The organism is Streptomyces sp. NPDC091280, assembly GCF_044768565.1.
In the GTDB taxonomy this organism is placed as follows: Bacteria; Actinomycetota; Actinomycetes; order Streptomycetales; family Streptomycetaceae; genus Streptomyces.
Window position 1 is genome coordinate 420,563 of record NZ_JBIVUZ010000010.1, and the last position, 20,867, is coordinate 441,429.

20 protein-coding genes are annotated in these 20,867 nt (G+C 71.3%); 13 read left to right on the forward strand and 7 right to left on the reverse strand.

Features of this window, described 5'->3' with window-relative positions; translation table 11 throughout:
- The first annotated feature begins 12 nt into the window (after positions 1 to 12).
- The 4 genes from ACIQPR_RS30370 to ACIQPR_RS30385 are packed head-to-tail and all read left to right on the forward strand — an operon-like array spanning position 13 to position 4,914.
- Positions 13 to 972, forward strand: coding sequence for an ABC transporter permease (locus ACIQPR_RS30370; RefSeq protein WP_403654716.1), 960 nt, complete (start codon positions 13 to 15; stop codon positions 970 to 972).
- Positions 972 to 2,966, forward strand: coding sequence for a dipeptide/oligopeptide/nickel ABC transporter permease/ATP-binding protein (locus ACIQPR_RS30375; protein WP_403654718.1), 1,995 nt, complete (start codon positions 972 to 974; stop codon positions 2,964 to 2,966). The genes ACIQPR_RS30370 and ACIQPR_RS30375 overlap by 1 nt, the downstream gene beginning before the upstream one ends.
- The gene (locus tag ACIQPR_RS30380) at positions 2,963 to 3,982 is read left to right on the forward strand and encodes an oligopeptide/dipeptide ABC transporter ATP-binding protein (RefSeq protein ID WP_403654720.1); all 1,020 of its coding nucleotides are present in this window, start codon (positions 2,963 to 2,965) and stop codon (positions 3,980 to 3,982) included. Before ACIQPR_RS30375 ends, ACIQPR_RS30380 begins: the two co-directional genes overlap by 4 nt.
- Entirely contained in the window at positions 3,979 to 4,914 is a 936-nt protein-coding gene (locus tag ACIQPR_RS30385; RefSeq protein ID WP_403654722.1) for a dihydrodipicolinate synthase family protein, read from the forward strand. The genes ACIQPR_RS30380 and ACIQPR_RS30385 overlap by 4 nt, the downstream gene beginning before the upstream one ends.
- Here the strand turns inward: ACIQPR_RS30385 and ACIQPR_RS30390 are convergent, their stop codons facing one another.
- From ACIQPR_RS30390 to leuA, 3 genes are all read right to left on the reverse strand, one after another.
- Positions 4,915 to 6,108, reverse strand: coding sequence for an exo-alpha-sialidase (locus ACIQPR_RS30390; RefSeq protein WP_403654724.1), 1,194 nt, complete (start codon positions 6,106 to 6,108; stop codon positions 4,915 to 4,917). It abuts the gene before it with no gap.
- An 87-nt stretch (positions 6,109 to 6,195) separates the two neighbouring features.
- Entirely contained in the window at positions 6,196 to 6,900 is a 705-nt protein-coding gene (locus ACIQPR_RS30395) for a TerB family tellurite resistance protein (protein WP_403654725.1), read from the reverse strand.
- A 196-nt stretch (positions 6,901 to 7,096) separates the two neighbouring features.
- Complete coding sequence (leuA, locus tag ACIQPR_RS30400) at positions 7,097 to 8,827, reverse strand: 2-isopropylmalate synthase (RefSeq protein WP_403654727.1); 1,731 nt, start codon at positions 8,825 to 8,827, stop codon at positions 7,097 to 7,099.
- Between the two features lie 301 nt (positions 8,828 to 9,128).
- On the opposite strand from leuA, the gene ACIQPR_RS30405 reads away from it, so the two are divergent.
- From ACIQPR_RS30405 to ACIQPR_RS30430, 6 genes are read left to right on the forward strand one after another with little or no spacing between them, the layout of a single operon-like run.
- On the forward strand, positions 9,129 to 10,196 hold the full coding sequence (locus ACIQPR_RS30405; protein WP_403654729.1) for a M4 family metallopeptidase: 1,068 nt from the start codon (positions 9,129 to 9,131) through the stop codon (positions 10,194 to 10,196).
- A gap of 44 nt (positions 10,197 to 10,240) precedes the next feature.
- The gene (locus ACIQPR_RS30410) at positions 10,241 to 10,507 is read left to right on the forward strand and encodes a protealysin inhibitor emfourin (protein ID WP_403654731.1); all 267 of its coding nucleotides are present in this window, start codon (positions 10,241 to 10,243) and stop codon (positions 10,505 to 10,507) included.
- Between the two features lie 46 nt (positions 10,508 to 10,553).
- Positions 10,554 to 11,894, forward strand: a complete 1,341-nt coding sequence (locus tag ACIQPR_RS30415) for a GH1 family beta-glucosidase (protein WP_403654733.1) — start codon at positions 10,554 to 10,556, stop codon at positions 11,892 to 11,894.
- On the forward strand, positions 11,891 to 13,162 hold the full coding sequence (locus tag ACIQPR_RS30420; RefSeq protein ID WP_403654735.1) for an MFS transporter: 1,272 nt from the start codon (positions 11,891 to 11,893) through the stop codon (positions 13,160 to 13,162). The genes ACIQPR_RS30415 and ACIQPR_RS30420 overlap by 4 nt, the downstream gene beginning before the upstream one ends.
- A 41-nt stretch (positions 13,163 to 13,203) precedes the next feature.
- Positions 13,204 to 13,443, forward strand: a complete 240-nt coding sequence (locus ACIQPR_RS30425; protein WP_403654737.1) for a type II toxin-antitoxin system CcdA family antitoxin — start codon at positions 13,204 to 13,206, stop codon at positions 13,441 to 13,443.
- Positions 13,440 to 13,841 (forward strand): PIN domain-containing protein, encoded by a 402-nt coding sequence (locus tag ACIQPR_RS30430; RefSeq protein ID WP_403654739.1) that lies wholly within the window; start codon positions 13,440 to 13,442, stop codon positions 13,839 to 13,841. The genes ACIQPR_RS30425 and ACIQPR_RS30430 overlap by 4 nt, the downstream gene beginning before the upstream one ends.
- Positions 13,842 to 13,848: 7 nt before the next feature.
- Here the strand turns inward: ACIQPR_RS30430 and ACIQPR_RS30435 are convergent, their stop codons facing one another.
- Entirely contained in the window at positions 13,849 to 14,703 is an 855-nt protein-coding gene (locus ACIQPR_RS30435) for an NAD-dependent epimerase/dehydratase family protein (RefSeq protein ID WP_403654741.1), read from the reverse strand.
- A gap of 123 nt (positions 14,704 to 14,826) precedes the next feature.
- On the opposite strand from ACIQPR_RS30435, the gene ACIQPR_RS30440 reads away from it, so the two are divergent.
- Complete coding sequence (locus ACIQPR_RS30440; RefSeq protein WP_403654743.1) at positions 14,827 to 15,678, forward strand: helix-turn-helix transcriptional regulator; 852 nt, start codon at positions 14,827 to 14,829, stop codon at positions 15,676 to 15,678.
- A gap of 11 nt (positions 15,679 to 15,689) precedes the next feature.
- Here the strand turns inward: ACIQPR_RS30440 and era are convergent, their stop codons facing one another.
- The gene (gene era / locus ACIQPR_RS30445; RefSeq protein WP_403654745.1) at positions 15,690 to 16,658 is read right to left on the reverse strand and encodes a GTPase Era; all 969 of its coding nucleotides are present in this window, start codon (positions 16,656 to 16,658) and stop codon (positions 15,690 to 15,692) included.
- 152 nt (positions 16,659 to 16,810) lie between these two features.
- On the opposite strand from era, the gene ACIQPR_RS30450 reads away from it, so the two are divergent.
- Entirely contained in the window at positions 16,811 to 18,151 is a 1,341-nt protein-coding gene (locus ACIQPR_RS30450; RefSeq protein ID WP_403654747.1) for an ammonium transporter, read from the forward strand.
- A complete protein-coding gene (locus tag ACIQPR_RS30455; protein ID WP_403654749.1) occupies positions 18,148 to 18,486 on the forward strand; it encodes a P-II family nitrogen regulator in 339 nt (112 codons plus the stop codon). The genes ACIQPR_RS30450 and ACIQPR_RS30455 overlap by 4 nt, the downstream gene beginning before the upstream one ends.
- Here ACIQPR_RS30455 and ACIQPR_RS30460 read toward each other — a convergent pair.
- Together ACIQPR_RS30460 and ACIQPR_RS30465 are read right to left on the reverse strand one after the other, a co-directional pair.
- Positions 18,380 to 19,393 (reverse strand): WxL protein peptidoglycan domain-containing protein, encoded by a 1,014-nt coding sequence (locus tag ACIQPR_RS30460; protein ID WP_403654751.1) that lies wholly within the window; start codon positions 19,391 to 19,393, stop codon positions 18,380 to 18,382. The two genes, ACIQPR_RS30455 and ACIQPR_RS30460, sit on opposite strands and share 107 nt — an antisense overlap.
- A 79-nt stretch (positions 19,394 to 19,472) precedes the next feature.
- Entirely contained in the window at positions 19,473 to 20,789 is a 1,317-nt protein-coding gene (locus ACIQPR_RS30465) for a beta-xylosidase (RefSeq protein ID WP_403654753.1), read from the reverse strand.
- Positions 20,790 to 20,867 lie beyond the last annotated feature (78 nt).

Sequence of the window (20,867 nt, forward strand, 5' to 3'; positions counted from 1 at the left end):
AGGAGTTGGCCCATGGTCACCGTCGTCAGGATTCTGGCCCGCCGTATCGTCCTGCTCGTGCCGCTGCTGCTCGGCATCGTGCTGTTCGTGTTCGTGGTGATGCGCTTCTCGGACGTCGACCCGGCGTCCGCGTTCTTCCAGGGCGCCAACCCGACCCCGCGGCAACTGCACGACTTCCGCGAACGCAACGGACTGCTGGACCCGCTGCCGCTGCGCTACGTCCATTTCGTGGGCGCGCTCCTCCACGGCGACCTGGGCACCAGCGCGCTGACCCGGGCACCGGTCGTCCAGCAGGTCACCACCGCGCTGCCGCTCACCCTCCAACTCACCTTCCTGGGGCTGGCGGTCGCGATAGTGCTGGCGCTGCTCGGCGGGGTGACGGCGGCCGTCTACCGGGACCGGCTGCCCGACCAGATCATCCGGGTCGTGTCGCTCACCGGGGTCGCCGCGCCCGGCTTCTGGCTGGCGCTGCTGATGATCCAGTACCTGGCCGTGGACCGGGGCTGGTTCCCGACCGGCGGCTACATCAACCCGGCGGACTCCCTCACCGGCTGGCTCCGGACCATGGCGCTCCCCGCGCTCGCCCTCTCCCTCCCGGTCGCGGCCCAACTCACCCGTATCGTCCGGACGTCGGTGGTCGAGGAGCTGGACAAGGACTACGTCCGCACGGCGATCGGCAGCGGACTGCCACCGAGGGTGGTGGTCGGCCGCAACGTGCTCCGCAACGCGCTGATGAACCCGCTGACCGTGCTGGGGCTGCGGGTCGGATACCTGCTCGGCGGTGCGGTCGTCATCGAGACCATCTTCTCCCTCCCCGGGATGGGCAAGCTGATGATCGACGCCGTGCAGAACGGCGACCCGGCCGTCGTCCAGGGCGTGGTGCTCACGACGGCGACCGGGTTCGTCGTGGTGAACCTGGTCATCGACATCCTCTATCTGCTGGTCAACCCCCGCCTGAGGGAAGCCTCCTGATGTTCACCCAGTTCTCCCGCAAGGGCCTCGCCGAGACCCTGTCGCTGCCGGGCGTCAGGCTGCGCGGCTGGCGCCGGCTGCCGCTCGCGTCGAAGGTCGCGGTGTGCTTCCTGGCGGTCGTGGTGCTGGTGGCCCTGTGCGCGCCGCTCCTCGCGCCCGACGACCCGCTCGACCAGCAACTCCCCGTCGACGGCACCGGACACCCCTCCGCCGGCCACTGGATGGGCCAGGACAGCCTGGGCCGGGACATCCTCAGCAGGCTGATGTACGGCGCCCGTTGGTCGCTGGCGATCGGGCTCGGGGCGACCGCGCTCGCGCTCGTCGTCGGCGCGCTGCTCGGCGCCGTCGCCGCGACCGCCCGCAAGGGGGTCGACGAGACGCTGATGCGCTGCCTGGACGTGGTGATGGCGTTCCCCGGCATCGCGCTCGCGGCCGTCCTGGTCGCCGTGTTCGGCGGTGGGATCACCGTGCTGATCTGCGCCATCGCGTTCCTGTTCACCCCGCCGGTGGCACGGGTCGTACGGGCCAATGTGCTCGACCAGTACGGCGAGGACTACGTGACCGCCGAACGGGTCGTCGGCGCCCGCACCCCGCACATCGTGATCCGGCACGTGGCCGTCAACTGCGCCGCTCCCGTCCTGGTGTTCTGCACCGTGCAGGTCGCGGAGGCCATCGTTTTCGAGGCCTCGCTGTCGTTCATCGGCGCGGGCGTCCGGCCCCCGGACCCGTCGTGGGGCAGTGTCATCGCGGACGGCAAGAACATGGTGCTGACCGGGGGTTGGTGGGCGACGGTCTTCCCCGGTCTGCTGATGCTGGTCACCGTGCTGTCCCTGAACATACTGTCCGAGGGAGTCTCGGACGCCTGGGCGGCCCCGGCCCCGCGCGAGGTGGACGTACGGCAGGCCGCCGACGACGACCCGCTCGACGCGCCGCGGCCCGGCACCGGCGAGGTCCTGCCGCTGCCCGGCCTGACGGAGGCGGCGCTGCGACTCCGGTCCCGCGCACGGCCGTTGCCCGACCCGGACGGCCAACCGGTGCTGGCGGTGGAGAACCTGGCCATCGGTTTCGAGGACCGTCATCACGGCGTGGACATCGTCGACGGCATCAGCTTCGAGGTGCGGGCGGGCGAGGTGCTGGGCCTGGTCGGCGAGTCGGGCTGCGGCAAGTCGCTGACGGCGCTCGCGATCATGGGCCTGGAGCCGAAGGGCGCCCGGGTGCGCGGCCATGTCCGGTTCGACCAGCGGCAGTTGGTGGGCGAGCCGATGCGGGTGCGGCGCAGGCTGCTGGGCCACGAGATGGCGATGGTCTACCAGGACGCGCTGTCGTCGCTGAATCCCGCGATGACGATCCGCGCCCAGCTGGGGCAGGTAATACGGCGCGGAGGGCGCCGCGGCGCGGGCGAGTTGCTGACCATGGTCGGCCTCGACCCGGAGCGCACCCTGCGCAGCTACCCGCACGAACTCTCCGGCGGCCAGCGCCAACGCGTCCTGATCGCGATGGCGTTGTCCCGCGACCCCAGGCTGATCGTCGCCGACGAACCGACCACCGCCCTCGACGTCACCGTGCAGGCGCAGGTCATGGAGCTGCTGTTGCGGCTGCGCGAGGAGTTGGGCTTCGCCCTGGTCCTCGTCTCGCACGACCTCGCGCTGATCGCCGACGTCACCGACCGGGTGGCGGTGATGTACGGCGGCCAGATCGTGGAGACGGGGGTGACCGCCGACCTGGTGGAGTCACCGGCCCACCACTACACGCGCGGCCTGCTGGGCAGCGTGCTGTCCCTCGAATCGGCGGCCGAGCGGATGACCCAGATCGCGGGGGTCGTCCCCTCCCCCGCCGACTTCCCGGCCGGCTGCCGCTTCGCCGACCGGTGCCCGCTGGCGAGCGAGCTCTGCCGGACGACCGCGCCGGACCTGGTCGGCCCGCGCACGCACACGGTGGCCTGCCACCACCCGGCGATCGACCTGGTGACGACGGAGAGCGAGACGGTGTCATGAGCGCGCTGGTGGAGCTGACCGACACCCATGTCGTCCACAAGGCGCGCGGCGGCGGTCTGTTCGCCCGTGACCGGGTGTACGCGCTGACCGGCGCCGATCTCACCGTCGCGCCCGGTGAGACGGTCGGTGTGGTCGGCGAGTCCGGCTGCGGCAAGTCCACGCTGGCGAAGGTGCTGGTGGGGGTGCAGCGGCCGACGTCCGGCACGGTGTCGCTCCGGGGCCGGGACCTGTGGTCGATGCCGGACGGGGAACGCCGGGCCGCCGTGGGCACCGGCATCGGCATGATCTTCCAGGACCCGTCGACCGCGCTGAACCGCCGGCTGCCGGTCCACCGGACCCTGCGGGACCCGCTGGATGTGCACGGCCGGGGTGACCGGCGTCAACGTGAGGACCGGGTGCGGGAGTTGATGTCGCTGGTGGGTCTCCCGCGTGTTCTGGCGGACGCCCTGCCGGGTCAGCTCTCCGGCGGTCAGCGCCAACGGGTGGCCATCGCGCGGGCGTTGGCGCTGGAACCCGAACTGGTGGTGGCCGACGAACCGACCAGCGCCCTGGACGTCTCGGTCCGCGCCCAGATCCTGAACCTGCTGCTGGACCTGAAGGAACGGCTCGGCCTGGCCCTGGTGTTCGTGTCCCACGACATCCAGACGGTACGGCGGATGAGCGACCGCGTGATCACCATGTACCTGGGCCGGATCGTCGAGGACACCCCGGCCGGCCAGGTCACCGACCGGGCCAGGCACCCGTACACCCGGGCGCTCTTCTCGGCGACGCCGGGTCTGTCGCACTCCGTCGACCCGATCCCGCTGATCGGGCCGGTGCCGTCGGCGACGCGACCGCCGAGCGGGTGTCCGTTCCGTACCCGCTGCTGGAAGGCGGACGAGGTGTGCGCGTCCGTCATGCCGGACTTTTCACCCGCGTCGACACCGGGACATCGCTACCGCTGCCACCATCCTGTGGAGGAGGACCTGACCACCCGCGACCTCGTTCGCCAGAGCCGCCCCATGGAGCCTTCATGACCTTCCCCGCCCCGCTGACCGGTGTCGTACCGCCCGTCTGCACGCCCCTGACACCGGACCGCGAGGTGGACGTCCGTTCGCTGCTCGGGCTCGTCGACCATCTGGTCGGGGCCGGGGTGCACGGGCTGTTCCTGCTCGGCTCGACCTCGGAGGCCGCGTATCTGACGGACCGGCAGCGCAGGTACGCGGTCGAGGCGGTGGTGGCGCACGTGGGCGGCCAACTCCCGGTGCTGGCGGGCGCGATCGACATGACGACCCCTCGCGTCCTGGACCATGTGGCGGCGGTGACGGACGCGGGCGCCGACGCGGTGGTGGTGACGGCCCCCTTCTACACGCGCACGCACCCGGCGGAGATCGCCCGCCACTACCGCCTGATCGCCGCCGCCTCGCCGGTCCCCGTCGTGGCCTACGACCTGCCCGCCTCCGTGCACAGCAAGCTGCCCGCCGACCTGATCCTCGAACTCGCGGCGGACGGTGTCCTGGCGGGTCTCAAGGACTCCAGCGGTGACCTGGGCGGCTTCCGCGCGGTCGTGACGGGCACCCGCGCCCGTCACGACATCACCGGGTTCAGCGTGCTGACCGGCACCGAACTCTTCGTCGACGCGGCGCTGGCGATGGGCGCGGACGGGGCGGTGCCGGGGCTCGCCAACGTCGATCCGCACGGGTACGTCCGCCTCGACGCGCTGTGCCGGGCCGGGGACTGGGAGCGGGCGCGGGCCGAACAGGAGCGGCTGTGCGCCCTGTTCGGCCTGGTGGGGGTCGGTGACCCGGCGCGGATGGGGGGCAGTTCGTCGGCCCTGGGGGCGTTCAAGGCGGCGTTGCAGCTGCGGGGCGTGATCGCCTGCGGGGCGACGGCGGAGCCGCAGGTGCAGTTGTCCGCCGACGAGGTGGAGCGGGTGGGGAAGTTCCTGGCGGCGGCCGGGTTGCTGTGACTACAGTCCCCCGGCGCTCACCCGCCTGAACTCGATCGTGTCGTACGCGCTCCGCGTGCCCGTCTCGTACAGCACCCCCACCGTGCCGCCGTCCACGGGCACCAGGTCCGAGTAGCCCGCCCGCTGCTGGGAGAGCGTCAGGGACTTCGTGAAGCCTCGGCCGCCGTCCGTGCTCCGCCAGATCGCCATCGACTGGCGGACGTTGGGGACGGACGGGGCCGAGAACAGCAACGGGGCTCCCGCGCCGGGGAGTTGGAGCACGCTGCCTTCCACCACCGGGACGTCGTCCAGGGTGTGCTGGACCGCGTACGGGCGGTCGAGGGTCTCGCCGCCGTCGCCGGAGTAGGTGTCGAGCCGGTTGCCGGCGCTCGTGCCCAGCTGGTCGCGGGAGCTGAAGTACAGGCGCCCGTCGGGGAGTTCGGCCGCCGACGACTCGTTCGCGTTGTCGATCCCGGTGTATGTGGAGTCCACGAACCCCAGCCGCCAGGTCCCGCCCCCGTCGTCGCTGTACAGCGCGTGGCCGCCGTAGTAGCGGGCCTCCTGTCCGGTAGCGGTCGAGCCGGCGGGGGGCGCGGTGGAGTGGTTCGCGGGGATCACCAGGCGCCCCGCGTGCGGGCCCCGGGTGAGCGCGACCGCGTGTCCGGGCCCGGTGGCGTACCAGCGCCAGGTCGGGAGCTTCACCTCCGCCGTGATGTCGCGCGGTGGCGTGAAGGTGCGGCCGTCGTCCCAGCTGCGCTGGACGAACACCCGGCGGCTCTGCTGCGGGGTGACCTCGCCGCGCATGATCCGGCCCTCGGTCACGGCCCCGCTGTTGTAGGAGGTGACCAGTACGACCGCGCCGGTGCGGGGGTCGACCACGGGCGCCGGGTTGCCCCGGGTGTCCCCGTCCCCGGCGGCCACCACGGACAGCGGTCCCCAGGTGCAGCCGCCGTCGGTGGAGCGCCGTAGGACGACGTCGATGTTGCCGGTGTCGCCCGCGTCGTTGTGCCGTCCCTCGGCGAAGGCGAGGACCGTGCCCCGCGCGGTGACGACGGCCGCGGGGATGCGGTAGGTGTCGTAGCCGCCGTCCCCGGAGACATAGGGCACGGACGAGGCGCAGGCGGCGTGCGCGGCGGCCTTCTGGGCGAGGGCGAACGGGGCGATCAGTACGGCGGTGACGGCGGCGAGGTGGAACGTGCGGCTCAGGGTGGGCATCGCTCTCCCGTACGGGCTGTCGAGGACCGGTACGTCACATGGTTCCCCGACTCGCCGTCCCCGGCCCGGGCATCACCGCCGCACGGGCTACGACGGTGTCCGGGCCGCCGCCAGCAGCCGGGTCACGTCGTCCGAGCAGATGGTGAGGGCCGCGCCCACGGTGGCGAGGGCGTCGCGTTCGGCCGGGGTGTAGGGGCCGTCCGCGAGGGCGATGCGGGCGCCCTGGAGGAGGATCGCCTCGCGGCCGGCGGGGGCGAGGTGGGGGGCGAGGGGGTCGAGGGCCTCGTGGAGTTCTATGGCGAGGCCGGCGCCGCTGGGTTCGCCGAAGAGCCGGCCGGTGTCGGCGGCCAGGGCCTCGACGAGGGCGCCGAGCTGGTCCTCGGTGCAGTCCTGGAAGCCGGCGGCGCGGACGGTGCCCGCGGCGGCCTCCAGGGACGTACGGGCGCAGGTGCCGCCTGCCGCGAGGACGGCGAGGGCGACCGTGTGGACGGCGTCGCGGAGCATCGCGGAGAAGCGGCTCGTGGTGGGGTGGTCGAGGACGTCGGTGCCGTAGTGGCCCTGGCAGGCGGCGCACTCGACGACCGGGCCGGTGTCGCCGCGCGGCAGCACCGGCAGGCCGAGCAGGGTGAAGCGGCGGCGCCCGGTGAGCCGCTGGTAGTTGCGGTCGCCGCCGCAGCCGGGGCAGAAGAACTCGCCGTCGCCGACGCTGGTCCACGCGGTACGGATGCCCAGGACGCGCGCTGGACGGCCCTCGTGGACAACTCGGCCGTTTCGTCCCCGTTCAGGCAGCACGTCGCACCTCCGTAACGCCGCGGCAACATCGCCGCGCTGGCGTGATGTTAGCCACATTGCCCAGCCGGAGTCAGTACCCAGGACGAGACCTTCCCGTGACCTGCACATCGAATGGCCGGGAAACGACGGGGCCCCGCCCGCCGGAGAGTGGCGTGCGGGGCCCTTGGGCGTCGGGTAAACCGCCGGTCAGGATGGTTCAGCGGGTAGCGCGGTTGACGGCGGAGACGACCGCCTTCAGCGAGGCACGTGTCGTATTCGCGTCGATCCCGATTCCCCACAGAACCTTGTCGCCGATCGCGCACTCGATGTACGAGGCGGCCTGCGCGGAGGCGCCCTCGCTCATCGTGTGCTCCTGGTAGTCCAGCAGGCGTACGTCGATGCCGACGGACTGGAGGGCGTCGAAGAAGGCAGAGATCGGGCCGTTGCCGGAGCCGGTCAGCACGGTGTCGGCGCCGTCGACGGTGGCCTCCACCTTGAGCGTGTCCACGCCGTCGGTGTCGGTGGTCGACTGGCCGGTCTTCACCTGGATACGGCCCCAGGGGTTGTCCGGGTTCGGCAGGTACTCGTCCTCGAAGGTCGCCCAGATCTCCTTCGGGGTGACCTCGCCGCCCTCGGCGTCCGTCTTGGCCTGGATCAGCTTGGAGAACTCGATCTGCATCCGGCGGGGCAGGTCCAGCTTGTGGTCGTTCTTCAGGACGTACGCGATCCCGCCCTTGCCGGACTGGGAGTTGACGCGGATGACGGCCTCGTAGGAGCGGCCGACGTCCTTCGGGTCGATCGGCAGGTACGGGACCGCCCACTCGATGTCGTCGACGGTGACGCCCTTGGCCTTGGCGTCGGCCTCCATGGCGTCGAAGCCCTTCTTGATGGCGTCCTGGTGGGAGCCGGAGAAGGACGTGTAGACCAGGTCGCCCACGTACGGGTGGCGCGGGTGGACCTCCATCTGGTTGCAGTACTCCCACGTACGACGGATCTCGTCGATGTCGGAGAAGTCGATCTGCGGGTCGACGCCCTGGGAGAACAGGTTCATGCCCAGGGTGACCAGGTCGACGTTGCCGGTGCGCTCGCCCTGCCCGAACAGGCAGCCCTCGACGCGGTCGGCGCCGGCCATCAGCGCCAGCTCGGCGGCGGCGACGGCGGTGCCGCGGTCGTTGTGCGGGTGGATGGACAGGACGACGTGCTCGCGGCGGGACAGGTTGCGGTGCATCCACTCGAAGCGGTCCGCGTGCGTGGACGGGGTCGAACGCTCCACCGTGGCGGGCAGGTTGAGGATGATCTCGCGGCCCGGACCGGGCTGCCAGACGTCCATGACCGCCTCGCAGACCTCCAGCGCGAAGTCCAGCTCGGTGTCCGTGAAGATCTCCGGGCTGTACTGGTAGCCGAACTCGGTCTCGGGGCCCAGCAGCACGTCGGCGTACTTCATCACCAGGCGGGTGCCGTCGACGGCGATCTGCTTGATGTCGTCCTTGGAGCCGCGGAAGACCACGCGGCGGAAGACGGGCGCGGTCGCGTTGTAGAGGTGCAGGGTGGCCCGCCTGGCGCCCTTCAGGGACTCCACGGTCCGCTCGATCAGGTCCTCGCGGGCCTGGGTCAGTACGGAGATCGTGACGTCGTCCGGGATCGCGCCCTCTTCCTCGATGATCGAGCGCACGAAGTCGAAGTCGGTCTGGCCGGAGGCGGGGAAGCCGACCTCGATCTCCTTGTAGCCCATCTTGACCAGCAGGTCGAACATCGCGCGCTTGCGCACCGGCGACATGGGGTCGATCAGGGCCTGGTTGCCGTCCCGCAGGTCCGTGGAGAGCCAGCGGGGGGCGACGGTGATCCGCTGCTGGGGCCAGGTGCGGTCGGGGATGTCGACCTGCTCGTACTGGCCGTACTTGTGGATCGGCATGGAACTGGGCTGCTGGCGATTGGCGCTCTGGGCCATGATGCGTGGGCTCCTCGTGGTGTCCTGAAGGACGGCCGACGACGCAACGCGAAGCTCCGCGGGGAGGGAGTCGACCTGGACTACAGGCCCTCGCCGCGGCAGCTAAGGAGAAGCAGCCCGAAACGCATGATGCTCAGCAGAGTAGCCGAGTCGTGCGCCGTGCGGGGGGCCGTATCACTATGCGGGACATTCGCCGCCGTATACCACTCTCCGCTACGGCACTGTGATGATTGTCCCCGTATTTCACCAATCATGGTTGCCGGTAGTGACAGCGGCATAACTCGGTGCCAAGGTGCCGGGCATGACGACACACGGGGGCTTCGAGCCCGTCTTCTGCACGATCGTCCCGCCGCATGTCCTCGACAAGCTCGCCCAGCACGAGGACCCCGCGCTCGCCGGTCCCGCCCGCGAGACCCTCCAGCGCGACGCCTACGAGCGCACCCACCGCCGGCTCACCACGGTGCTCGGCGCCCCGACGCTCGCCGCGCCCACCGCGAGCGACCAGCCGCAGCGCACGATCTACGACGCCAAGCACAAGCAGGACCTGCCCGGGAAGAAGGTCCGCGCCGAGGGCTCCGAGCCCGGCAAGGACGCGACCGTCAACCGCGCCTACGCGGGGCTCGGCGCCACCTTCGAGCTCTACCTCAACGCCTTCAACCGGCACTCCATCGACGGCGAGGGCCTGCCGCTCAACGCGTCCGTCCACTACGACGTGAAGTACGACAACGCGTTCTGGAACGGCGAGCAGATGGTGTTCGGCGACGGCGACGGGGAACTGTTCCTCGACTTCACCATCCCGGTCGACGTCATCGGCCACGAGCTGACCCACGGCGTCACGCAGTACACCGCGAACCTGACCTACTTCGGCCAGTCCGGCGCCCTCAACGAGTCGATCTCCGACGTCTTCGGCTCGCTCATCAAGCAGTACTCGCTCGGCCAGACCGCCGCCGAGGCCGACTGGCTGATCGGCGCGGGCCTGCTCGCCCCGCGCGTCACGGGCGTCGCCCTGCGCTCCATGAAGGCCCCGGGCACGGCCTACGACGACACCGCGCTCGGCAAGGACCCGCAGCCCGCGACGATGGACGGCTACGTCAAGACCGGCCGCGACAACGGCGGTGTGCACCTCAACTCCGGCATCCCCAACCACGCCTTCTACCTGGTCGCCGACGCGATCGGCGGCCATGCCTGGGAGAAGGCCGGGCAGATCTGGTACGACGTGCTGACCGGCGGCCAGCTCAAGAAGGACGCGCTGTTCACCGACTTCGCCACGCTCACCGTGGCCGCCGCGAGGACCCGGTTCGGGGACGGCGGCGAGGAGTTGCAGGCCGTGCAGAAGGCGTGGGAACAGGTCGGGGTGCCGATCTCGTGACCACGGCGGTCGCGCCGGGCCCGTATCCGTACTAGACAGGACCCATGCGTATTCAGGTACGGCGCACGGGCGGTTTCGGTGGCATCGAGCGCCGCGGCGAGGTCGACACCTCGGCGCGGCCCGACGCCCAGGAGTGGCACGCGCTGGCCGAACGGGCGGTCGCCGACGGCCGGAGCACGCCGAGGTCCGGTGTCCCGGACGGCTTCCACTACGAGATCACGGTGGACGGGAAGACCGTGCACACGGCCGACCCCCGGCTCACGGAGGAACAACGGACCTTGATCCAGAGGGTGTTGAAGGAGGGTGCGTAACTGCTTGTTCACGCCCGCCCGTTGACACCCGTTACCACCGGTACGGATGATCCGGCGCATGGCGACTGATGCAGGCAATCCGATCCCCCGGTTCCCGGCCGACTTCCTGTGGGGCGTGTCGACCTCGGCGCACCAGATCGAGGGCGCGGCGGACCAGCGCGAGCGCTCCGTCTGGGACGTGTTCGAGGCCGAGCCGGGCCGGATCAAGGACGGTTCGACGGCGGCGGTGGCCTGCGACCACTTCCACCGCCATCGCGAGGACGTGGACCTCCTGGCCGGTCTGGGCGTGGACGCGTACCGCTTCTCGATCTCCTGGCCGCGGGTGAACTCCCCCGGCGGCCTGGACTTCTACGACCGTCTCGTCGACGACCTGAGCGCGGCGGGCATACGTCCCGTGCCGACCCTGTTCCACTGGGACCTCCCGGCCGGGCTGGACTGGCTGGAGCGGGACACGGCCGCGCGGTTCGCCGAGTACGTGTCGGTGGTCGCGGAGCGGCTGGGCGACCGGGTGACGAAGTGGATCACCCTCAACGAGCCCGCGGAACACACCCTGTTGGGGCACGCGCTGGGCGCCCACGCCCCGGGGAAGACCCTGCTCTTCGACGCCCTGCCGGTCGCCCACCACCAACTCCTGGCCCACGGCCTAGCGGTACGGGCGCTGCGCGCGGCCGGTGCCGCCGACATCGGCATCGCCAACTCGCACGGCCCGACCTGGCCCGCCTCCCAGGAACCGGAGGACATCGAGGCGGCCGACTTCTACGACCTGCTCCTCAACCGCCTGTTCGCCGACCCCCTGCTCCTCGGCGAATACCCCTCCGGGCTGGGCGAGTTGATGCCGGGCGACGTCGAGTCCGACCTGAAGGTGATCGCCGAGCCGATCGACTGGTACGGCATCAACTACTACGCGCCGAGCCGGGTCGGGGCGCCCCAGGGCGCGGAGATCGAGTTCGGCGGACTCACCCTCCCCGCCGAACTCCCCTTCTCCGTCCGGGACATCGAGGGCGTCCCGGTCACGGACTTCGGCTGGCCGGTGGTCCCCGAGGGCCTCACCGAACTCCTCACCACCTTCCACGGCCGCTACGGCGACCGCCTCCCGCCCGTCGTCATCACCGAGAACGGCTGCTCCTACGACGGCCTCGACGACCAGGACCGGATCAGCTACCTCGACGGTCATGTCCGGGCGCTGCACCGGGCGTTGGCGGCGGGCGTGGACGTCCGAGGCTACTTCGTGTGGTCGCTCCTCGACAACTTCGAGTGGGCCGAGGGCTACGAGCGGCGCTTCGGCCTCGTCCACGTCGACTACGAGACACTGGCGCGCACCCCGAAGGCGTCGTACGGCTGGTTCCAGGGCCTGCTGCGGGCCCAGAGAGAGCGAGGACAGGGATGACCACCGCCGACGCGGCGGACGCGGTCTCCGCGCCCGGCGCCCTCGCCGAGCCCGTCGAACGCGTCGGCCGGGGCTGGACCTCCGCGCTCTCGCTCGCCAACGGGGCGATCTGGGTGGGCTGGTACGGCCCGTTGCAGATCCTGCTGGCCTCCCAGGCCAAGGACTTCGCGCCGGGCACCGGCATGTCCAAGGAGACGATGCTGGCGTGGGTGACCGGCGCGGGCGCGCTGGTGTCGCTGGTCGCCAATCCGCTCTTCGGCGCGCTGTCGGACCGCACGACGTCACGCTGGGGCCGCCGTACGCCGTGGATCGTGGCCGGCACGGCGGGCGGGGCGCTGTCGTTGCTGCTGCTCGCGGGCGCGGGCGGGGTGTGGACGATGGCGGCCGGCTGGTGCCTGGTCCAGCTCACCCTGAACGCGGCCTTCGCGGCGGTCACGGCGGCCGTCCCCGACCGCGTCCCGCGCCTTCAACGGGGCTCTGTGGGCGGCTGGTTGGGTGCCGCGCAGATTGTGGGCGTGGTCGGCGGCACGGGCCTGGCGACGGCGGCCGGGGGCATCGGGGCGGGCTATGTGGCGTGCGCGGTGTTCACGGCGGTGGGTGTGCTGCCGTACGTGCTGCGGTACAAGGACCTGCGGCTCAGCCCGGCGGACCGGCCGCCGTGGTCCTGGCAGGGGTTCCTGCGCGGCTTCTGGCTGAGTCCGCGCCGCCACCCCGACCTCGGCTGGGCCTGGCTGACCCGCTTCCTGATCAACCTGAGCAACGCGCTGGTGCTGCTGTACCTCCTGTACTACCTGCGCGACCGCCTCCACTACCACGACCCCGACCAAGGCGTCCTGGTCCTCACGGCGGTCAACGGCCTGACGCTCCTGGCTACGGTCGTGGTCGGCGGGGTCTGGTCCGACCGCGTCGGCCGCCGCAAGCCGTTCGTGATCTGGTCGGGAGTGCTGATGGCGGTCGCGACGGCGGTCCTGGCGGGCTGGCAGACCTGGCCGGGCGCGATCGTCTCGGCGGCCCTCCTCGGCATCGGCTTCGGCGTCTTCACCTCGGTCGACTTCGCCCTGATGACGGACGTCCTCCCCAAGGCCCTGGACCGCGGCAAGGACCTGGGCGTCATCAACGTCGCCAACGCCCTGCCCCAGGTCGCGGCCCCCGCCCTCGCCGCACCGATCGTGACGTATCTGGGCGGGTACCGGGTGCTGTACCTGGTGTCGGCGGTGATCGGAATGGCGGGGGCGCTGCTGGTGCGGCGGATCCGGGGGGTGGACTGAGGCACGGGTCGCCGTGTGCCATATTGCGGTATGGTCGCCGCATGGCCAGCAAGAAAATCACCATCACCGTGCCCGAGGAGCTCGTGGAGGCAGCGCGCGAGCTCACCGACAACGTGTCCGGTTATGTGGCGGAGGCGTTCGCTTCCAGGATTCGGCGCGAACTGCTCGCCGAGGATCTACGGCGTTACGAAGAAGAGCACGGCGCGTTCACCGAGGAGGAGATGGCCGAGGCCTTCGCCCGTCTCCATGGCACCGCCACCTCGAACCAGGAAGCCGCGTGACACAGATCACCACCCTTGTCCTCGACTGCGAAGGGCTCTCCGCCTGGATCGCCCAGGACCGGAAGACCGCCGCCTTGTTCAAGGCACTGCTGCGCTCCGAGGCCAACCTCGTCGTGTCCGCCAACAGCATCATCGAGGTGACTCACGCCCGCACGAACATGGCCCGGCTGGACTGGGCGCTGTCCCGTATCAAAGTCGAACCCGTCACCGCCCAACTCGCCAAGGCCGCCGCGAAACTCCTGAAGGACACCGGACTGCACGGCCACGAACACGCCGTCGACGCCACCGTCGCGGTCACCGCGCTCAACCAGCCCGGTCCCGTCGCCATCCTCACCTCCGACGCCGACGACCTGACGAAGCTGTGCGAAGGGAAGCGGGTCAGGGTCGTCGCCCTGTGAGCCGCCCTCAGAGCGCGCCCGCCTCCCTGGCCGTCCACACCGTCGGGTACAGCGGCCGGTAGCCCAGCTCGCGGCGGATCCGCTCCGTGGACATGACGCCGAACCAGGGGTCGGGGTCGGTGCGGGTGTCCATGTCGGCGGGGAGTTCGACCCCGTTGAGGTAATGCAGCTCGACCGCGGTGACCGGGGCGTCGTCGGCGATGTTGTAGACGCGGCCCGCGACGCCCGGGGCGTGCAGGAGCCGCAGCAGGCCCTGCGCGACATCCGCGTGGTGGCCCATGTGCAGGCGCTGGTTCGAGGCCCAAGTCGCCGCCCAGTGCATGGCGTTGGCGAGGTGCGGGTCGCCCTCGCCGTAGACGAAGGGGAGCCGGGCCACCCGGACGTCCATGGTGTCGAGCGCGAGGAGTTCGCGTTCGGCGGCCACCTTCGACTCGTTGTAGGCGCCCCAGATCTTGCCGCCGGGCCGGCTCTCGTCCTCCTCGGTCAGCGGGCGCCCGCGGCCCACGCCGTACACCATCCCGGTGCTGACCTGGACGAAGCGCCGTACGCCGGAGGCCGCCGCCGCCCGGCCCAGGGCGACCGCGGCGTCGTGGTTGACGGCCCAGGCCTCCTCGTCGGGTACGCCGCGGAAGGACGCGGCGACGTTCACGACCGCGTCGGCGCCGGACACCGCCTTGCCGAGGGCGGTCTCGTCCCGCAGGTCGCCGAGGACGACCTCGGCGCCCAGTGCGGCGAAGGGCTCGCCGCGGGCCTCGTCGCGGACCAGGACCCGTACCTGCTCCCCCGCCCGCGTCCGCGCCAGCAGCCTCGGTACGAAGCGCCGCCCGACCTGTCCCGTCGCGCCGGTCACCAGTGTCAGCATGATCTTCTCCTCTTCGTCTGGTGCCACCAGCCTCGGACGGCTGCGGCGCGACCGGGAGAGACCTTCCGATCAGGGGATCGGCAGTCCCTGGATAAGCGCGGCGGACCGGCGCACGCTGGAAGCGTGAACCGAGCCGAACTCGCCGACTTCCTCCGCCGGGGCCGTGCCCGCCTGGACCCCTCCGACGTGGGCCTCACGGCCGGCGCCCGCCGCCGTACGCCCGGCCTGCGGCGCGAGGAGGTGGCGCAGCTCGCCGGGATGTCCGTGGACTACTACACGCGGCTGGAGCAGTCGCGGGGCCCGCGCCCGTCCCGCCAGATGCTCACGGCGCTCGCCCGGGCGCTGCGGCTCACCGACGACGAACGCGACCACCTCTTCCACCTGACGGGCGAGGAGCCACCGCGCCGGGGAAGCACCTCCGGGCATCTGCGGCCGGGCCTCCTGCTCGTCCTGGACCGGCTGCACGACACCCCGGCGCACGTGTCCAGCGACTGCGGTGAGGTGATCGCGCAGAACGCGATGGCGCGGGCGCTGTCGGGCGACGCGTTCGCCCGCCCGCCCCGGGAGCGCAATCTGCTCCGCCGCTTCTTCCTGGACCCGGCCTCGCGGGAGCTGTTCCCGCCGGAGGACGTGCCCGAGCACGCGCGCTCCCATGTGGCGAACCTGCGCGCGGTGGCGGCGGCCCGCCCCGACGACCCGGAACCGGCCGCGCTGGTGGCCGAACTACGGGCGGGCAGCGAGGAGTTCGCGCGCCTGTGGGAGGACCACGAGGTCGCCGTACGCCGGCAGTCGACGAAGCGTTTCCGCCACCCGCTGGTGGGTCTCCTGGAGCTGGACTGCGAGGTCCTCCTGAACCAGGACGCCCACCACCTCCTGATCATCCACACGGCCCGCCCGGGCACGGAGTCCTACGAGCGCTTGCAGCTGCTGCGGGTGGTGGGGTTGCAGGACATGAGCCCCCGAGAAGTCTCCTAGGACCCCGGCTCTCAGAACCCCAGCTTCCGCAGCTGTCGAGGGTCCCGCTGCCAGTCCTTCGCCACCTTCACGTGCAGGTCCAGGAAGACCGGTGTGCCGAGGAGCGCCTCGATCTGCTTGCGGGACTTGATGCCGACCTGCTTCAGGCGGGCGCCCTTGGGGCCGATGATGATGCCCTTCTGGCTGGGGCGCTCGATGTAGACGAAGGCGTGGATGTCGAGGAGGGGCTTGTCGGCGGGGCGGTCCTCGCGCGGGAGCATCTCCTCGACGACGACGGCGATGGAGTGGGGCAGCTCGTCGCGGACGCCCTCCAGCGCGGCCTCGCGGATCAGTTCCGCGATCATGACCTGCTCGGGCTCGTCCGTGAGGTCGCCCTCGGGGTAGAGGGCGGGGCCCTCGGGGAGCAGCGGGATGAGGAGGTCGGCCAGCAGGTCGACCTGCTGGTCGGCGACCGCGGAGACCGGCACGATCTCCGCCCACTCGAAGCCCAGCTCCCTGCCGAGCTGGTCGATGGCGATGAGCTGCTCGGCGAGGGCCTTGGAGTCGACCAGGTCGGTCTTCGTGACGATCGCGATCTTCGGCGTCTTCTTGATGGACGCCAGTTCCTTCGCGATGAAGCGGTCGCCGGGGCCGAGCTTCTCGTTCGCCGGCAGGCAGAAGCCGATGACGTCGACCTCGGCCCACGTGGTGCGGACGATGTCGTTGAGCCGCTGGCCGAGCAGTGTGCGCGGCTTGTGCAGGCCGGGGGTGTCGACCAGGATCAGCTGCGCGTCCGGCCGGTGCACGATGCCCCGGACCGTGTGCCGCGTGGTCTGCGGCTGGTTGGCGGTGATCGCCACCTTCTGGCCGACCAGAGCATTCGTCAGGGTGGACTTGCCCGCGTTGGGGCGGCCCACGAAGCAGGCGAAGCCGGCGCGGTGGGCAGCCTCCGACGGCACAGGCGGCTTGGATGACGGGGTACGAACGCTCATGGCGCCCATTGTCCCTGATCCTCAGGCCCCCGCCGCACAACAGTCCACGGGGGCCTCACACGGTGAGCTTTCGGTAACCCCGACGCAATGAAACGTCCCGGAAACACGGACGTGCACAACCGGAAACCCGGGCCGGTGACCCTCTGACGAGCCCCCCACCGTTGGAGACGACCGTGACGACCGTGACCCCCGCCGCCGCACTCGCCGCCGGGCGCATCGACACCGGCGACACCGCCTGGCTGCTCGCCGCCACCGCTCTCGTCCTGCTGATGACCCCGGGCCTGGCCCTCTTCTACGGCGGCATGGTCCGCACGAAGAGCGTCCTCAACATGCTGATGATGAGTTTCGTGTCGATCGCCCTGGTCACGGTGGTGTGGCTGGCGGCCGGGTACTCGCTCGCCTTCGGCGACGACATCGGCGGCGGGCTCCTGGGCGGCCTCAGGCACGCCGGCATGGCGGGCCTCGGCCCGGACTCCGTGCACGGGACCGTGCCCACCCTCCTCTTCGCCACCTTCCAGCTCACCTTCGCGATCATCACGGCCGCGCTGATCAGCGGCGCGGTCGCGGACCGGGTGCGGTTCGGGGCATGGCTGGTGTTCGTACCGGTCTGGGCGCTCCTCGTATACGTTCCCGTCGCGCACTGGGTGTGGGGCCCGGGCGGCTGGATCGCGGCGCACCTCGGCGCCCTCGACTTCGCGGGCGGCCTCCCCGTCGAGATCACCTCGGGCGCCTCGGGTCTGGCGCTGTGCCTGGTCGTCGGTCCCCGCCTCGGCTTCAAGAAGGACGCCATGCGCCCGCACAACCTGCCCATGGTGATGCTGGGCGCGGGCCTGCTCTGGTTCGGCTGGTTCGGCTTCAACGCGGGCTCCGCGCTCGGCGCGAACGGCCTGGCCGCCGCGGCCTTCCTCAACACCCTCGCCGCGGGCTGCACCGGCCTGCTGGGCTGGCTCTTCGTCGAGCAGAAGCGCGACGGGCACCCCACCACCCTGGGCGCGGCCTCCGGCGCGGTGGCCGGCCTGGTCGCGATCACCCCGTCCTGCGGCTCGGTCTCGCTGCTCGGCGCGCTGGTCGTCGGCCTGGCCGCCGGTGCCGTCTGCTCGTACGCGGTCGGCTGGAAGTTCAGGCTGAACTACGACGACTCGCTCGACGTGGTCGGCGTCCACCTGGTCGGCGGAGTCATCGGCACCCTCCTGATCGGCGTCTTCGCGGTCACCGCCATGACGGGCGGCCCGGAGGGTCTCCTCTACGGCGGCGGGCTCGCCCAGCTCGGCAAGCAGCTGGTGGCGGTGGTCGCCGTAGGGGCGTACGCGTTCGTGGTGACGTACGGGATCGGGAAGCTGCTCGACAAGGCGATGGGGCTGCGGGCGAGCGAAGAGGAGGAGCGGACGGGGCTGGACCTTACGGTGCACGCCGAGACCGCATACGATCACGGCGTCCTGGGGCACGGAGCCCCGGTCGGTCCATCCGTCTCCTCCCTCCAGAAGGCCAAGTCCCAGGCATGAAGCTCATCACCGCGATCGTCAAGCCGTACCGCCTCGACGAGGTCAAGACGGCGCTCCAGGAGCTCGGCGTGCACGGCCTGACCGTCACCGAGGCCAGCGGCTACGGCCGGCAGCGCGGCCACACCGAGGTGTACCGGGGCGCCGAGTACCGCGTCGACCTCGTCCCGAAGGTGCGGATCGAGGTCGTCGTCGACGACGCGGACTCGGACGCCGTGATCGAAGCGGTCGTCAAGGCCGCGCAGACGGGGAAGATCGGGGACGGGAAGGTGTGGTCGATTCCGGTCGAGACGGTCGTGCGGGTACGGACGGGCGAGCGCGGCCCCGACGCGCTCTGACCGCGAGCACTCCCCCGGCGAACCCGACGGCGAGCAGCAGCGCCGCCGCCAGCCAGGGCAGCGCGAAGAACGACGCGCTCGCCGACTGTCTGGTGCCCGGCGCGCTCGCGGTCAACGTGATGTCGCCCCAGTCGAGTTGGGGCGCGTCCCGCCACGGTTCGGTCAGCTTCACGCTCTGCCCGGGGAGCAACTCGGCCGGGATACGGGTGAGTCCGCGCGAGAGCAGCGTCCGGCCGAACAGGCCCTGCGCCTTCAGGGTCACCTTCGGGTCGAGGGTGACGTTGCCGGTGTTGTGCAGCGTGTAGGAGATCGTCGCGTCGCTGTTCCCCAACCCCGGTATCAGCGGCTGGTGATGGGCGATGTGGACGTCCTCGACGGCGACCGCGGGCAGCGTCGGGCCGCTCACCCGGAGGTAGACACGGGCGCCGACGGCCCGCTGCACGCCGAGGGCCAGTGAGCCGTCGCCCTTGTCGACGCGTTCGTCGAGGGCGACCAACGCGCCCGGGTGGTCGCCCGGTTCGGCCCCTTCGGGCACGTGCAGGGTGAAGGGCACGGTGACCGACTTGTGGGCGGGGACGGTGACCCGGGACTTCGCGGGCTTGGCCCACGCGCCCACCCCGCGCATCTTCTCCTGCACCGTCCGCACGGCGAACCCGCCGTCGCGCGCGGTGTTGTAGGCGTCGGCCGCGTAGAGGCGGAAGGTGAGGGGCTGCGCCGTCTTGTTGGCGACGACCACCTTGTCCTGGATGGTCTGGCCGGGATCGGCGGAGAGATAGAAGTACGGCCGCGCGGCGATCTGCGAGGCGGCCGGGTACACGGACCAACTGCCGTTGTCGGCGGCGTGGGACGACGGCGCGGCGAGCACGCCGAAGCACAGGCTCAGGAGGAGGACGTACAGCTTGCGCATGGGTGCGGACCCCCACGGACGTGGTGTGCGGCGGTCGGGCGGGTGCGGGCGCCCGGCCACCGGAAGGGAGTTCGGACGGTCAGGTGAGCGTGAGCGTCAGAACGCCGGAGTACGAGCCCGGAGGCGTGAACGCCGGTACGTTCAGGGAGAGTCCGGCATCGACGGTGAACTCGCCGCCGGTGACCGTGCCGTCGGGCGTGGACGCGAGCGTCGCACCCGAAGAGCCCACCGCGCCCGCCGAACCGGCGACACAGGTGCTCGGGCTGCCCGCCTTGGTGGCGCAGGCGGGAGTCCAACTCAGCGCCCCGGCATCGATCTTGGCGCCGGGACCGGTGAAGTCGGTGACCTTGCCGGTCAGGGACCAGCCCGCGGGTCCGCCGCGGAAGTCCTGGACCGTCACCGTGTTCAGGGCGCCCGTGGAGGCACCGCCCTTGCCGAAGTCGACGGCGGAGAGGGCCACCGCGTCCCCGGCCTGCGACATCGACAGGCTGCCCGCCTTGACGGTGGTCGTCAGCTTCTGACTCCCCGGCGGAACGGGCGTGGTGTCGTTGACGACATAGGCGGCCGGACCGGCACCCAGATCGGCACTCCACGCACTGCCCTCGTACGCCACGATCCCGGTCGTCGTCTTGTCGTTGACGGTGAGCGAGCCGCTGATGGTGCCGGCGCTGGTGGCCGTGACGGTCGCCGTGTCCGCGGTCTGCGCGCTGCCGGACCGCCCGGCCAGCGTCACGGTGGCACCCGGGGTGAAGTTGCTGCCGGTGACGGCGACACTGTCACCGGCGTTGCCGGAGGCCGAACCCAGGCTGATCGTACGGGTGTTGACCGGAACGGTGGCGGTCGCGGTGACGGTCTCGGAGACCGGCGCCGGCGGGTTCGTCACCGTGCAGGGGGTGTCCAGCTCCAGGATGTAGCTGGTGTGGATGTTGTAGTCGCCGGGCGAGAGGGTGATCGCGCCCGGAGTGGTGACCGTGAAGCTGCCGGTCATGGAGAACGACGGGAAGGCGCCGTTGCCCGGCACCGGGTCGTTCTTCTTGGGCCCGGTGACCGTGACGTTGCCGGTCTGGGCACCGCCGAGGACGACGTTCCCGGTGGGCGTCATGATGTCGGCCGGCAGGGCGATCGCGGTCGGGTTGCTGGCGGCCGGCGTGACCACCGTGTAGGTCACGTTGACGGTGTCGCCGACCTTCGGCGCGGTGTTGTCCACCGTGATCGCGGCGGTCGTGGTGCCGTCGATCGGCGGGATGCCCGCGATCGCCGGCGGGATGCAGTGCGTGGCGAAGCTCACGTTCGTCGACGCGCCGGCCGGACAGGCCAGCGCACCGCCCGTGGCGACCGCGAGCGCGGTCACCCCGAGCAACGACGCCCAACGGCGTCTTCGGGATGTCGTAGCCATGGCTGTGCCCCCTCCTGAGGACGGTGGGCGCAGCGGCTCGTCCGCGCCCACAGGGGGCATTGATGTGGGGATCGCGTG